We start from the raw sequence: 14321 nt of genomic DNA, 5'->3' as shown, positions 1-14321 counted from the left end.
GTGGACCTCGTCTTCGCGCGAGTGCACGTGCGGCGGCGCACCGGCCCCTGGCGGTACGAACACGCGCACGGTGGCCACCGTGCCCTTCGTGTCAGCGCTGTCCACTTCAACGAACATCTTTAGGCCCAGGAATTCGAACGCCTGTTGCTCCTTCTGCGCCGGGCTCGTCGCCTGGTGTCGATGGCTGGCCGGCTGCGCCTGAACCGCGCCGGCTACAAGAAGACCGGCGCCAAGCAGGGATGCCCGCGCGAAGGTGACAGCTCGCCGCATGTTCGATAGCTCCTTCTCAGACAAGCTTGAACGTGAGGTGGAAACTAGACCCCTGAGCGAACCGATAGCAAGTCGGACAGCAGATTGACTTCCAGCCGCACCAGTCCTGCCGAAAGCTCATCTGCAATGCCCGGGCTGGAAGGCCGTGCAGAGGGCGCGGGATGTCCGCAGCGGCCGCTTCCTGTCCGCGAGACGCGGCCCCACGAGCGAACCCGCCGAACGTGCGCAGTTGGGTAGTGAACCGAAATCGGGATCGCGCCAGGATGTGGACGTTCAGGGGACAGCTATGGCGGCGTCAATCCGCTAGGTCTTCGGGACGGCGCGGGTGTTGGTCCAGGCGACCAGCTGCCCCAGCACATCGGCTACCGCCCGGTCATAGGCCGGCACGATCGCCGTGACCCGGTTGTCGCCGGCCGGGACCCTGGACTCGAAGATCTGGTCGGCCAGGACGGCGCCCTCGACGCCGCGGGTCATCGCCGCGCGCAGCCGGACCACAACCGTGGGCGCGGCCTCCGGCCCGGCGTCATAGCGGGTCTCGAAATTGCGCATGTCGATCCGCAGGATGTAGTCCGCCGAGGCCGCCTCGCCCCGCGACACCAGCCGGGTGCGGCCCGGATCGGCGTCGAACGCCGCCAGAACCGCCTGGTCGAAGAGCACGCTGGCCGCCGCCGCCCAGCGGGTGTCGGCCACATAGGCGACCTTGCCGTTGGTGACGGTCAGCAACCGGTCCCCGGCCGACTCCTGCTGGAAGACGCCGTTGGCGCGGAACACGCCCACCGTGCCCGCCTGGACGGGACCTGCCGCCGTGGCGGGCTGGCCGAACCGGTAGAGATGGACGGGCTTGGTCTTGGGAAACAGCGAGATGCAGCCGCTCAGCGCCAGGGCGGATGCGCCGATCACGGCGAGCCGAAGGAGGTTGGTCGGGCGGATCATTGCGGCACCTTCATCTCTTCGGCCTTCGCCTTGCCTATGGCGCCGGTGGGACTGGATTGCACTTCGCTCACCAGGCGTTCGAGGGCCTCGGCTGCGCTCTGCAACTGAATCACCGCCGAGGTGACCTGCGGCAGGCCGTTGGTGGCGAAGTCGGTGGTCGGGCCCTGCAGCCGTGAGATCATGGTCCGGGCGTCGGTGGCGGCGGCCTTGGCCTCCTCGGCGGCGTCGGCGACGTTCTTCATGGTGCGCCGCCCATCGTTGTCCACCAGCTGACGGCCCGAACGGGCAAGCTGGGTGAACTCCACCGTCGCTGCGTCGATGCCCTGCAGCGCTTTCTGAGCGTCGGCGATGATCGCCTTGCGCTCGCGAACCTCCGACGTGATCGCCTGGGCGTCGGAGACGGTCGCGGTGAAGGTCTTGATGTTCTGGTCGGAGAGCACGCGGTTGACCCGGTCCAACGCCTCGATGGTGCGGGTCAGCACGGTGCCGCCGCCTTCCAGGAGGTCGGAGAGCGCGCTGCGCTGGCTGCGCAACACCGGGATGCATTCGCGGATGCCCGAGCGCTCGCAGCGTTCGCGGGTCACCGTCTTCAGGAGCGGCTTGGACGAGGTGCCGGCGGTAATCTGTACATAGTTCACCCCGGTGATCCCCTGCGGCTCCAGGGTGGCGTAGGAATCGATGCGGATAGGCACCTCGGAGCCCACTTGCGCGCGGGCGATCACCCGGCTGGGGTTGGTGCGGTCCAGCGCGATCTTGGTCACCTCGCCGACCTTGATGCCGTTGAAGTGGACCTCGCCCCCCTGGTTCAAGCCGCGGACCGGCCCCTGGAAGACGATGTCGTAGAGGTCGTTCTCCTGGCTGAACTGCAGGCGCGCCAGCCAGACGATGAAGATCATCAGGCCCACGAACAGGATCAGCGAGGACAGGCCCACCAGGGCGTAGTTGGCGTTCTTTTCCATCAGGCCTCCGTCTTCTTCCGGGCGGACCGCGCGGCGCGGCCGCGCGGCCCGAGGAAATACTCCCTGATCCAGGGATGCTCCGATTGCTCGAGTTCGCCCACCGGCGCCGTGGCGACCACCTGCTTGTCGGCGATGACGGCGACGCGGTCGGTGATCTCGTAAAGGGTGTCGAGGTCGTGGGTGATCATGAACACCGTCAGATCGAGGCTCTCCGACAGATTCTTGATCAGTTCGTCGAAGGCCGCGGCCCCGATCGGGTCAAGGCCGGCCGTGGGCTCGTCCAGGAACAGCAACTCGGGATCCAGCGCCAGGGCCCGCGCCAGGCCGGCCCGCTTGCGCATGCCGCCGGACAGTTCCGCAGGCTTCAGCACGCCGGCCTCCGGCTCCAGGCCGACGAGGGCGATCTTCAGGTCCGCCAGTTCGAAGACCCGCTTTCGGTCCATGTCGGTATGCTCGAACATTGGCGCGGCGACGTTCTCGCGCACGGTCAGGTTCGAGAACAACGCGCCCTGCTGGAACAACACGCCCCAGCTACGCTCAATGGCGCTCCAGCGGCGCTTGGAGGCCCGCTGAAGTTCCTGGCCAAACACGCGGACCACACCATCCTGCGGTTGGCGCAGACCGATGATGGTGTTGAGCAGGACCGACTTGCCGGTCCCCGACCCGCCGACGACGCCCATCACCTCGCCGCGCTTGACGCTGAGCGTCAGGCCTTCGTGGACGACGTTTTCGCCGAACGCCGAGCGGAGCCCTTCCACCTCGATGGCCGGGCCCTCCATGTCGAGCAGCTCCTCGTCGGAGAGTTCGTCCTCGTTGCGCGCGTCGCTCATATGTCCAACTGCATGTAGACCAGGGCGAAGATCGCATCGATCGCGATGATCGCGAAGATCGCGTGCACCACCGCCGCGGTCACCCGCTTGCCCAGCGACTGCACGTCGCCGCCCACCTCAAGACCCTGGCGGCAGCCGATGCCGGCGATCACCATCGCCATCACGGGTCCCTTGGAGAGGCCGATCCACAGCTGCTCGACGCCGACATTGGCGACGATGCGCTGCAGGAAGAAAGAGGGGCCCAGGTCGAGGGCGGCCCAGGTCACCATCATGCCTCCCGCAAGGCCCGCCAGGGTGGCGACGAAGGTGAGCAGCGGGATGGTCAGCAGCAGCGCTCCGAACCGTGGCAGCACGAGAGCTTCGAACGGATCCACCCCCATGACCTTCATGGCGTCGATCTCCTGGTTCATCTTCATCGAGCCGATCTCGGCGGCGAAGCTCGAGGCCGAGCGGCCGGCCAGCAGCACGGCCGTGATGATGATATTGAACTCGCGCATCACAGCGATGCCGATCAGTTCGACGGCGAACACCTCGGCCCCGAACTGCCGCAGCATGTTGGCGCCCAGCAGCCCCACCACCGCGCCGATGAAGAAGGAGGTGATCGCCACGATGGGGATGGCGTCGAGGCCCGCCCGTTCCATCATCGTCACCAGCGACGCCCACCGGATGCGCCGGGGATTGACGAACAGGTTGACCAGGGTCTGGCCCAGCACAACCAGCAGTTGGCCGAGGAAGGCCATGGTGTCGAGGGCCTCCTTGCCGACGTTCACCACCCCCTTGCCGATGCGGATGGTCAGGTCGTGGAAGCCCTTCGGCTCGTGGCGGACCACCGGCTCGACCTGGACCGCGTCGCCGACCAGTTGCATCAGCCGCAGGGTCTCGGGCCTGGCCTGGATCTTGGTCAGGTCGAAGCCACGACCCAGTGCGCCGATCACCGCATAGGCGCCGGCGGTGTCCAGGCGGCGGATCTTTCGCAGGTCGAGCGCGATGTCGGATTGGCCGCGCAGCGCGTCAGACAGCTTCTCGCCGGCCCCGCCTATCTGCTGGGCGGTCCAGTCGCCCACCAGGGCCGCGGTGGGACGATCCGCCGCGGTGGTCAGGCTGAAGTCGGCGGGCTTCTCCATCGTTGGCGGTTCTCGCAGGCTCCGGCCACTTTAAAGCGCGGGCTCGAGGTCATTCGAGTCGCTTCGCTTTTTTTGTCCAGCGGCGACCCTAGCAGAGGCGACGCGCGGGCCGAACGCCCTTATGGCGACGTCTGTTCCGCAGCCGGAAGAACCTGACCGGCGTCGGGCCAAGGTCAAGCTAGGCCCACATTTGGCCCAAGTCCGCCGGGTATGCATGGCGCAAGGTCGCGGAAGCGGACCCTTTCGTACTTTTGAGGCTGGAGACTAGCTTTGAGCCGCCAGATCGAACTCGCCGGCAAGTCCGGCGCCCGGTACCGCTACACCCCTCTGGAAGAGGAACGCTTCCTGCCGCCTGCGGGTGCGAACTTCGTCATCGCCCAGATGGCCAAGGAGGGCCCGCAGATCGTCTTTGCGGGGGAGACCGACAACCTGGCCAACCAGACCTGGCGCGCGGCGCTGGAGAAGGCTCGTCAGACCTATGCCGACGCCAAGATACTCACCCGGCTGAATGTCACCCGCGCGGTGCGCGAGGCCGAGCGCGTCGACCTGATCGAACAGTATGAGCCGCCTATGAACCGCGAGCGACGGGCCACCTCCACATAGCGCCGGCTTGGTTGCGTGGGCGCCCTTCCGGGCACGTCCGCCCCGTTGATCGTCATCTTCGGAGCCGCCGTGCTGCCTGACGGGCGGCGGCTGCTGGCGAAGATTGGCGAGCGCCGGGGCTTGCCCCCGTCATAGAACCGTCGAAGTCTGCGGCAAGGTGAGGCGGCGGCTCGGGCGGGCCGCGACCGGCCGGAGCGAATGCGATGTCAGACCCCTCGAACAAGGACGATCCGGCCAACCTGTTCGCGCGGCCCAGCGCCTGGCCTCGCATGCCGCAGGCGCCCTTCCAGGTGGGCCCGCTGCCCAAGGCCGCGGCGCCCGCCCCGGCCGCGGCGCCCGCCCCGCCACCCGCCGCGCGGCCGACCCCGGCCGAGGTGCTGGCGCGGCCCCCCGGCTCGATCCTCTCCGGCGGTTCGCTCCTGCCACCTCACCCCCGCGCGGCCCCGCAGGCGCAGCCCGAAGTGCGCCCGCCTGCGCCCAGGCCGCTTGAGCCGCCACCGCCCGAGCCGCTCGCCATCCCGCCCACGCCGGTGCTCGCCCAACCTGTCGGCCGCACCCGCAAGCGGGCCAGTGGCGCCCGCCTGCCGCTGATCGCCGCCACCGCGGCCGGCGGGGCCGGTATCGCGGTGCTGGTGGTCCTGTTGCTGCGTGGTCCCGCTGCGGCCCCCGAGGCCCCGGCCGTGGCCGGCGCGCCGGCCGCGGCGCCCGCGCCCAGCCGGCTGACCGAGACCGACCTCGCCGCCGTCGCGCCGCCGGTGGCGCCGGTCCCCGCCACGGTGCTGGCCCAGGCGCCGCCGCCGCCGCGCGCGCCCCGCCGGGCCACCGCCACCGCGCCGATTGACGCCCCCGCGGCGAAATCACCCGCGGCGATCCCGCCCACACCCCTGGCCATCCCGACCGTGACGCCGCCACCACCGGCCGCCCTCTCCGCGCCGCCGCCGGGGCCGGCCTACGTCCCGCCGGGCGCCCCGGATCCCAACGCGCCGATGGTCACCCGCACGCCCTTCTGACGGCCTCGCCAGCGAGCGTCACATTGGCGTAGTGACACAGGCGCAAGCTGTGCCAATGTCAGCAACGGACCAAGGGTCCAGCCGGGGGGCGGCGCGTGGCTACCTATCGAACAGCAAGAGTTTGGCTCGCCGCCCTGACCGCCGTCGTGCTCGTCGCCTGTGGCGGCGGAGGCGGGGGCGGAGGCGGGGGAGGCGGCGGGCCCCCGGTCGCGCCGCCGCCGCCGGTTGTCGTCCCGCCCACCACCGCCGAGGCCGGCCGTTTCCTCACCCAGTCGACCTTCGGGCCCGACGAGCCGTCCATCGGCCTGGTGCGGTCCTCGGGCTACGCAGGCTGGATCACCGAACAGATGGCGCTGGCCCCGTCGGCCACCCACCTGGCCTTCGTCGACGAGCGCCTGGTGACGCTGCGAGCGACCAACGCCAACGCCCAGCTAAGCGCCACCGAGTTCTACCAGAGCTTCTGGCGCCAGGCCGCCACCGGGCCGGACCAGCTTCGCCAGCGGGTGAAGCTGGCGCTCTCGGAAATCTTCGTGATCTCGCTGCTGGACCCGAACATCGATGTGCGGGGCGCGGCCTCCTACTACGACATGCTGGGCGCCAACGCCTTCGGCAACTACCGCACCCTCCTCGAGCAGGTCAGCCTGCACCCGATGATGGGTATCTATCTGACCCACCTCGCCAACCAGCGGGAAGATCCGGCCACCGGCCGCCAACCGGACGAGAACTACGCCCGCGAAGTCATGCAGCTGATGTCCATCGGGCTCTATCAGCTCAATCCCGACGGCAGCCAGCGCCTCGACGCCGCCGGCCGGCCGATCAGCAGCTACACGCCGGACGACATCTCCCAGCTCGCCCGGGTGTTCACCGGGTTCAGCTGGTACTCGCCGACGCCCACCAACAGCCAGACCTTCTTCGGCCGCAACCGCGATCCGACAGCCACAACCCGCGCGATGATCGCCTATCCGTTCTACCACTCGACCTCGGCCAAGGCGTTCCTGGGGGTCACCATCCCCGCCAATGTCACGGCCGATCCCGAAGGCGATCTGCGGATCGCGCTCGACACCATTTTCAACCACCCCAACACCGGGCCGTTCATCGCCCGCCAGCTCATCCAGCGGCTGGTGACCAGCAACCCCAGCCCCGCCTATGTGGGCCGGGTGGCGGCGGTGTTCGCCAACAATGGCGCCGGCGTGCGCGGCGACCTGGGGGCCACGGTGCGGGCCGTCCTGGTGGACGCCGAGGCAAGGGACATGACCATGGTCACCAGCCCGACATTCGGCAAGCTGCGCGAGCCGGTCGTGCGGCTGGGCAACTGGATGCGGGCGTTCGGCGCCACGTCCCAGACCGGCGCCTGGTTGATCGGCACCACCAGCTCCAACACGTCCCTGGGGCAGTCGGCCCTGGCCTCGCCCTCGGTGTTCAACTTCTTCCGGCCCGGCTACTCGCCGCCCAACACGCGGATCGGCCAGCAGAACCTGGTCGCGCCGGAGTTCCAGATCGTCGATGAGGTCTCGGTCGCTGGCTACCTCAACACCATGCAGAACGTGATCAACGCCGGCATCGGCTCGACGCCGCCCGGCGGGGCCGGGCCCGACGTGCGCTCCGCCTACACGAGCGAGATCGCCCTGGCCGCCGACGTCACAGCTCTGGTGGACCGCGTGAACCTGCTGCTGCTCTACGGCCAGATGTCGCCAACCCTTCGCGGCCGGATCGTCGAGGCGGTCACCGCCGTGGCGATCCCGGCTACCGGCACGCCGGCCCAGATCGACGCCGCGCGGCTGAACCGCGTGAAGCTCGCCATCCTCTTGACGATGGCGTCCCCCGAATACCTGGCGCAGCGGTGAGGTCCCGATGACCATGCGACCCCCAAGCCGCCGCGGCCTCCTGGGCTATGGCGGCGCCCTGTCGATGCTGGGCGCCGCGGCCCCCTTCGCCTGGCAACTCGCCGCCGCCGGCTCCGCCGCCAGCCAGTCGGCCCCGGACTACAAGGCGTTGGTCTGCGTCTTCCTGTTCGGCGGCAACGACGCCCACAACATGGTGCTGGCCACCGACACCGACAGCTGGGGCCGCTATTTCCGCACCCGCAACACGGGCCAGGACCCCATCGCCCTGATGCCGGTGGGAACCCCGCCGACCGCCGTGGGCCAGACCTCGCCGGTCACTGGCCGGGTGGCCGCGGCCAACACGCCGGAGGCCTGGGGCGGGGTCCTGCCGATCACGCCGGCGACCCCCCAGGCGATCCCGGCGGGCACCACGGCCACGGCGCCACGCACCTTCGCCCTGCACCCCTTCCTCGGTCCCCTGCAGAGCCTCTTCAATCAGGGCCGGCTGGCGGTGGTGGCCAATGTTGGCACCCTGATCAACCCGGTCACCAAGGCCCAGTATCAGGCGCGCAGCGTGCCCCTGCCGGCCAACCTGTTCTCTCACAACGATCAGCAGTCGGTGTGGCAGGCGGGGGCCGCGGAAGGCGCCAGGCGGGGCTGGGGCGGGCGGTTGGGCGACATGATCGCCAGCGCCAATGGCGGGGCCAGCCTGTTCACCGCCGTGTCCACCGCCGGCAACGCCGTGTTCCTGGCCGGCCAGAACGTGATCCAGTATCAGGTCTCCACCTCGGGCCAGCCGGCCCTGTCGATCACCTCGGCCAATGGCGCCACCCTGTTCGGCTCCAGCGTCGGTCCGGCCCGGATGCGCGACATCATCCAGGATAGCGGCGGCGCCAGCCTGATGGGCGCCGACTACGCCACCACCGTCACCCGCTCGATCGCCTCGGTGGGCACCATCAACACCGCCTACGCCCAGCCGATCGTCACCGGGGTTGCGTCCCCGACGCCCTACGTCAATGCGATCACCGGCAATGTGGAGACCAACTCGCTCGCCGTGCAGCTACAGACCGTGGCGCGCCTGATAGCCGCAGCCCCCAGCCTGGGGGTCACCCGCCAGGTGTTCTTCGTCAGCCTGGGGGGCTGGGACACCCACGACTTCCAGAACACCACCCAGCCCAACCTGCTGGCCAAGGTGGCCCATGGCCTGGCCTATTTCGACACCGCGCTCGGCAATATCGGCGGCACCGATCGCCGCGCCAGCGTCACCACCTTCACGGCGTCGGACTTCTCGCGGACCTTCAACACCAACGGCGACGGCACCGACCACGCCTGGGGCGGCCACCAGTTTGTCATGGGCGGGGCGGTGCGCGGCCGCGACATGTACGGCCAGTACCCGACCCTGGGCGTCGACGTGACCGGCTTCAACAACCCCAACAACGTCGGCAACGCGGTGATCCCGACCACCTCTGTGGATCAGTTCGCTGCGACGATGGGCGCCTGGCTGGGCGTCGCCGACACCGACCTCGCCTCGATCTTCCCCAACCTCAGGAACTTCGCCCGCCCGAACCTCGGGTTCGTCTGACGGGGCGGCGTGCGCGGGAAGGCGATGGTGGATGGTGACGCGACCGGGGATAAGCCTGGGCGTAAGGCTCGCATGCGTCGCCTCAGTTCCCTTTAATGCATTGGATCATATGAGGTTTCTGGACGTTGACCTTGCTCGTGGCAATGGCCGTTAACAAGTGTCGCGGCGGCGTCTTGGCAGACTAGGAGATTTCCTTGCAGCACCATCGACCCTACGTCCGCAGTGGGCTCATCTTGGGCGCCGTCCTTCTTGGCTTGGCGTCGCCCGCCGCAGCGCACGACTTCTTCCTGCTCCCGTCTGACTTCGTGTCGCGGCCAGGCCAGGCGGTGACGGTGTCCGCCACCGTCTCGGCTGCCTTCCCGAAGATCGAGACCGCTGTCGCCGCAGATCGCGTCTCGACCTCAAGCGCGGTGGGCCCGACCTCACCGGAGCCGTTGCTACACGTTGGCGAGGGCAGGCTGCAGTTCCAGGCCAAGTCGGCCGGCGCCGTGGTGGCGGCAGTAACCCTGGCGCGGCGCGACGTCGAATACCCCAATGATCGCATCAGCCTGATCCTGCAGGAGTACGACATCGACGGGCCTGCCGTGGCCGCGGTGGATGCGCTTGCACAGCCACGCACCCTGCGGGTCAGTTCGAGACGCTTCGCCAAGTCCATCGTCTGCGTTGCCGACTGCCGCGACAGCAGCGCCGCCGCCCGACCGACGGGCCAGGATCTTGAGTTCGTGTCCAGCGACGCCGCGACTGGCAGCTTCGTACTGCTTTCCTTGGGCAGGCCGTTGGCGAACCACCCGGTCTCCCTGGCCCAGATGGGCCGGCGCGACCGCCTTCGAACCGACGCCCAGGGCGTCATTATCGTGCCTTCGAGTCACAAGGGGCCGTTGATGCTCTTTGCCGCCCAGATGACGCCGCCCGCGGCCGAGCATGCGCGCTTTACCCTCAACCTGGCGTCACTCACCTTCAGCCGCTGATGCGCGCCTTCGGGAGCCCGGGAGGTGTCTGGCTGCACAATGGAACCACCCCCCATGGCGCCCTATCTCGTTCAAGCGTCGCCGCCGGCCCGAAAGCGCGGGCGCGGGCCTGTAAGCGAGGCCCACCTCCTGCGTCCTATCCCGTGCCGCCCGAGCGGCTCGCACGAGAGGTGAGTTGGTGCCGTCGCATTGGGCCGAAGACTGGAAGGCTGGCTACCGGAGGCTCCAGCGGGATCCGGTGACCCTTGCGCGCGTTGAGGCGTTGGCCGATCGTCTGGTGAAGCGCCGCGCTTGGCCCGACACCGAGTCGGTATACCGGGTCCTCGCGGCCGCCGACCGCCTGACCAGCGCGGCGATGTGGCTGGTGGTTCATATGAGCTACGCCCGGCAAGTGGACGTCGGGGGCTCGCCGCTACCGGCGGAGGCGTTCAAGTCCGATCCCGAGGGGCATACGGGCGGTTCGCTGAACATGGTCCCGGCGTTCGTCGGCTACCTCGCGGCCAACGTGCTTTCCGGCGTGACCCGCTCCTGGATCATGGGGCAGGGCCATTGCGCCGCGGCGATTGAGTCCGTGAACGTTTTGACCGGCGACGTCTCGGCCCATCAACGGGGGCGGTACGATCGCTCGGAGGCCGGGCTCTCGCAACTAGTCTCTGATTTCTATGGTTACGCGATCCAACCCGATGGACGCCCGGCCGCGCCGCTGGGCAGCCATGCAGGGCCGACGACGGCGGGCGCCGTTTCCGAAGGCGGCTACCTGGGCTTCGCCGAGCTCCAGTATGTCCACATGCCGCTTCCCGGCGAGGGCCTGGTGGCCTTCCTCAGCGACGGGGCCTTCGAGGAACAGCGCGGCTCAGACTGGTCGCCGCGCTGGTGGCGCGCTGAGGACTGCGGGCTGGCGACGCCGGTGATGATCCTGAACGGCCGCCGGATCGAGGAGCGCACCGAGATCGACCAGGAGGGCGGGGCGACCTGGCTGGAACGCCATCTGACACTCAGCGGCTTCGACCCCATGATGATCGACGGCCACGATCCGGCGGCCTTCGCCTGGGCGATCCTGGAATCGGAAGAGCGGCTGAAACGATTCACCGCGAACCCGGCGCGCGCCTATCCCGCGCCGCTGCCCTACGTCATCGCCAAGACCGAGAAGGGCTTCGGATTCCCAGGCGCGGGCACGAACCGGGCGCACAACCTCCCGCTCGCCGGAAATCCGCGCACCGATCCGGTGGCGCGCACCCAGTTCAACAACGGCGCCGCGGCGCTGTTCGTGCCCAAGCGGGAGCTTGATGCGGCCATCGGCGTCCTGAAGACGCATCAGCTGCAGCAACGCCCGCTCGAAAGCGGTCACCCGGCCGCGACCCGCAATCCCGTGGCGCCACACCAGCCGGCCCCCGCCTGGGCCGACGCACCGGCCTCGCCGATGGACGCCATCGACGCCTGGTTCGTGGAGTTCGTGGCGGCCAATCCGCACCTTCGGCCCCGCGTGGGCAATCCCGACGAGCTGCGCAGCAACCACATGGGGCGGACCCTGGACCGCCTGCGGCATCGGGTGAACCGGCCGGAGCCGGGGGTACCGGAGGCCATCGACGGCGCGGTCATCACGGCCCTGAACGAAGAGGCGGTCTCCGGCGCGGCCCTCGGCAACAAGGGTGGGCTTAACCTCATCGTCAGCTACGAAGCCTTCGCGGTGAAGATGCTGGGCGCGCTTCGCCAGGAGATCGTCTTCGCCCGCCGGCAGCGCGAGACCGGTGCGCCGCCCGCCTGGATTTCCATTCCGCTGATCGCGACCTCCCATGCCTGGGAGAACTCGAAGAATGAGCAGTCACACCAGGACCCGACGCTGGGCGAGGCTCTGCTGGGTGAGATGTCGGATACCGCGCGTGTGCTCTTTCCCGTCGACGCCAATAGCGCGGTGGCCGCGCTCAGCGAAATCTATCGGGGTCGCGGCGAAATCGCCTGCCTTGTCACGCCCAAGCGCGTCATGCCCACCTTGCTCGACGGCGCCAGCGCGCTTGAGCTGGCCCGCCGAGGGTGGGCGCATCTGGCCGGTACGCCAGCGGAGGCCGACGTCCATATCGTGGCCATCGGCGCCTACCAGGCGGTTGAAGCCCTCCAGGCGCGCGAGCGCCTGGAGGCGCGCGGCCGGCGCGCCTGCGTCTCCGTGCTCCTGGAGCCGGGACGACTGCGGGCGCCGAGGGACGACATCGAGGCGGCGTTCACGCTTGCCGACGACGCGCTGGCCACGGCGTTCCCACGACAGCTGCCGCGCGTGCTGGTCACCCATACCCGCCCGGCGCCGATGCTGGGTCTGTTGCGGCGGCTGGACGGAGGGCCGGACCGCCTGTTGGCGCTGGGCTACATCGGCCGAGGCGGCACGCTCGACGTGTTCGGGATGCTGTTCGCCAACCGCTGCACCTGGGCCCACGTGGTCGAGGCCGCTGGGCGCCTGCTGGATACAAATCCCGGCGATCTCCTGGAGCCGACCGAACTGCTGGCGATCCACGCCAAGGCCAATCCCCGTACGCTCCAATCGAGCCACGGCTGAACGAGGAAAGCCATGGAATGAAGCTCACCAGCCTCGGCGGCGCCGCGACTGTGACCGGCTCCAAGCACCTCCTGGAGTCGGACGGCCACCGGCTGCTCGGGCGGGCGATGGTCGAGGGCGCGCGCGAGGTGAGTGCTTATCGACGACATCGTCTCGTCCGGCCGCACGATGATCGAGGCTGCCCGGGGGATGCGCGCGCAGGGCCTGCCGGCGCCGCTATGCGTCGCAGTCCATGCTCTATTTGCGGAGCAGGCCTTCGCCGAGCGGTCCAAGCTCGCCAGCCGGGTGGTCTCCACCGACGCCGTGCCGCATGCGAGCAACGCCATCCCGATCGGCGGCCTTGTGGCCGAGGCTCTGAGGACGGGATTCTAGGCGGCCTGAAGGACCCTAGCGGCTAAATCGCACGGGTTGTCGCAGGCGGCGCACTGAGCGCGCATCTCCCGCCGCAGGGCCTCGCGGGCGCGGTATGCCCGCACGCCGACGTTGTTGGCGGTCAGGCCCGCGTCGGCCGCGATGGCCTTCAGAGGCGCCTGTTGGAGCTCGACCCGTCGGATCAATTCGCGGGCCTCGGGCTTCAGCCGTTCCATGGCCTGGGTCAGGCATATGAGCGCGGTCTCAAGGTCGTGGTCCGTCTCCGGAGCGGCGCTCGGCTCGACGATGACCGCCTCCTGCATCCGCCGGCGGCCGGCGTCGCGGCGGTACCGGTCGAAGAGGGCGTTGCGCAGGGTGACCCCCAACCAGGCGTCGATCTTGGCGCCGTCGGCGAGGTGGGCGGCGCCATGGATGGCCTTCAGGGCGAAGTCCTGTAGGACATCCTCGGCGTCTTCGCGGCAACGAAGCCGGCTCAACAGGAAGCGGAGATGCCCAACCTGGCCGGACCGCAGCTTCTCCGCGACCAGCCTCTCGATCTCAACGCATCGTGTGGCGCCCGACGCCAAGTGCAAGGCAGGCTGCCGCGCGGACGAGGACGGGTCGGACAGTGGGCTGGCGTTGGCTCGCATGATCGTCCCGATCCAGGTCGACGGACGATCATCACCCACACCCCCAAAACCGGCCTTGCGTCAGATCAAACGGTGTTCCGGCAACTCGTCGACAAGGCTAACCTGTCGGCGGCGTATAGGTTCCGATCTGCGGCGCTCGGGGGGCCAGCGTGGCCGTGGCCGGCATGCGAAACTGTATCGCGGTCGGCTTCACAGACGCGCCGGGGGCCACCTCGCCGCGGCAATGCAAACCGCAATCGCGCACCGCTTGTTCTAGGTCGGCTGCACTCACCTTTGCCTCGTCGAAAGTCGTGCTGGCGGAGGCCGACGCAAAATTCTCCTGACCCGCACCTTCACCGAGATCATGACGGGCCCTTGTGGGACGGAGATCGTCTGAGCCGCCAATGCCACCCCTCCGAGCCGTAATATTCGCCGCGCTGTCGCGTCTCTAGGGCGACGGGGAAGCGCGCGACCACCGGGCGCCTAACCTCCATGGGCGACGCGGCGGCGCCGACTCCTCACTCAGAACCCACCTCTCTCCCCTCCACGCGACCTACGGACGGCAAGGACAGCGATCCATGGACAACTCCGGCAAGATCCGCGTCGCGGTGAACGGCTATGGCGTGATCGGCAAGCGGGTGGCGGCCGCCGTGCGGGAACAGGACGACATGATCCTTGTGGGCGTCGCCGACGT

The 14321-nt window shown here is 69.1% G+C and carries 13 protein-coding genes; 7 read left to right on the top strand and 6 right to left on the bottom strand.

Features of this window, described 5'->3' with window-relative positions; translation table 11 throughout:
* The 5 genes from ACLL81_RS02025 to ACLL81_RS02005 all read right to left on the bottom strand — a co-directional run.
* A partial coding sequence (locus ACLL81_RS02025) for a hypothetical protein (protein WP_411286677.1) occupies positions 1-270 on the bottom strand: 270 nt, incomplete at its 3' end.
* Positions 271-573: 303 nt separating this feature from the next.
* Complete coding sequence (locus ACLL81_RS02020; RefSeq protein ID WP_411286676.1) at positions 574-1203, bottom strand: ABC-type transport auxiliary lipoprotein family protein; 630 nt, start codon at positions 1201-1203, stop codon at positions 574-576.
* Entirely contained in the window at positions 1200-2162 is a 963-nt protein-coding gene (locus tag ACLL81_RS02015) for an MlaD family protein (RefSeq protein WP_411286675.1), read from the bottom strand. The genes ACLL81_RS02020 and ACLL81_RS02015 overlap by 4 nt, the downstream gene beginning before the upstream one ends.
* Complete coding sequence (locus ACLL81_RS02010) at positions 2162-2992, bottom strand: ABC transporter ATP-binding protein (protein WP_411286674.1); 831 nt, start codon at positions 2990-2992, stop codon at positions 2162-2164. Before ACLL81_RS02010 ends, ACLL81_RS02015 begins: the two co-directional genes overlap by 1 nt.
* Positions 2989-4116, bottom strand: a complete 1128-nt coding sequence (locus tag ACLL81_RS02005) for an ABC transporter permease (protein WP_411286673.1) — start codon at positions 4114-4116, stop codon at positions 2989-2991. The genes ACLL81_RS02010 and ACLL81_RS02005 overlap by 4 nt, the downstream gene beginning before the upstream one ends.
* A 270-nt stretch (positions 4117-4386) precedes the next feature.
* Here ACLL81_RS02005 and ACLL81_RS02000 point away from each other — a divergent pair, with 270 nt between their 5' ends.
* The 7 genes from ACLL81_RS02000 (at position 4387) to ACLL81_RS01970 (ending at position 13019) form a co-directional block, all read left to right on the top strand.
* The gene (locus tag ACLL81_RS02000) at positions 4387-4719 is read left to right on the top strand and encodes a hypothetical protein (RefSeq protein WP_411286672.1); all 333 of its coding nucleotides are present in this window, start codon (positions 4387-4389) and stop codon (positions 4717-4719) included.
* Between the two features lie 203 nt (positions 4720-4922).
* Complete coding sequence (locus tag ACLL81_RS01995) at positions 4923-5729, top strand: hypothetical protein (RefSeq protein ID WP_411286671.1); 807 nt, start codon at positions 4923-4925, stop codon at positions 5727-5729.
* Positions 5730-5824: 95 nt separating this feature from the next.
* Positions 5825-7573 carry a DUF1800 family protein gene (locus ACLL81_RS01990; protein ID WP_411286670.1) on the top strand — a complete coding sequence of 583 codons (1749 nt, stop codon included), beginning with the start codon at positions 5825-5827 and terminating at the stop codon, positions 7571-7573.
* A 7-nt stretch (positions 7574-7580) separates the two neighbouring features.
* Complete coding sequence (locus ACLL81_RS01985) at positions 7581-9134, top strand: DUF1501 domain-containing protein (RefSeq protein ID WP_411286669.1); 1554 nt, start codon at positions 7581-7583, stop codon at positions 9132-9134.
* Between the two features lie 254 nt (positions 9135-9388).
* Positions 9389-10102 carry a DUF4198 domain-containing protein gene (locus tag ACLL81_RS01980; RefSeq protein WP_411286668.1) on the top strand — a complete coding sequence of 238 codons (714 nt, stop codon included), beginning with the start codon at positions 9389-9391 and terminating at the stop codon, positions 10100-10102.
* 178 nt (positions 10103-10280) lie between these two features.
* Positions 10281-12647: a xylulose 5-phosphate 3-epimerase gene (locus ACLL81_RS01975; protein ID WP_411286667.1), complete on the top strand. Its 2367-nt coding sequence runs from the start codon at positions 10281-10283 to the stop codon at positions 12645-12647.
* Between the two features lie 132 nt (positions 12648-12779).
* Positions 12780-13019, top strand: coding sequence for a hypothetical protein (locus ACLL81_RS01970; RefSeq protein WP_411286666.1), 240 nt, complete (start codon positions 12780-12782; stop codon positions 13017-13019).
* Here ACLL81_RS01970 and ACLL81_RS01965 read toward each other — a convergent pair.
* Positions 13016-13495 carry an RNA polymerase sigma factor gene (locus ACLL81_RS01965; protein ID WP_411286665.1) on the bottom strand — a complete coding sequence of 160 codons (480 nt, stop codon included), beginning with the start codon at positions 13493-13495 and terminating at the stop codon, positions 13016-13018. The genes ACLL81_RS01970 and ACLL81_RS01965 overlap by 4 nt on opposite strands.
* Positions 13496-14321 lie beyond the last annotated feature (826 nt).

The organism is Phenylobacterium sp. (assembly GCF_046590535.1).
Taxonomy (GTDB): Bacteria; Pseudomonadota; Alphaproteobacteria; order Caulobacterales; family Caulobacteraceae; genus Phenylobacterium.
Note: the sequence above shows the minus strand (reverse complement) of the source record. Positions and strands in the feature narration are given on the sequence as shown.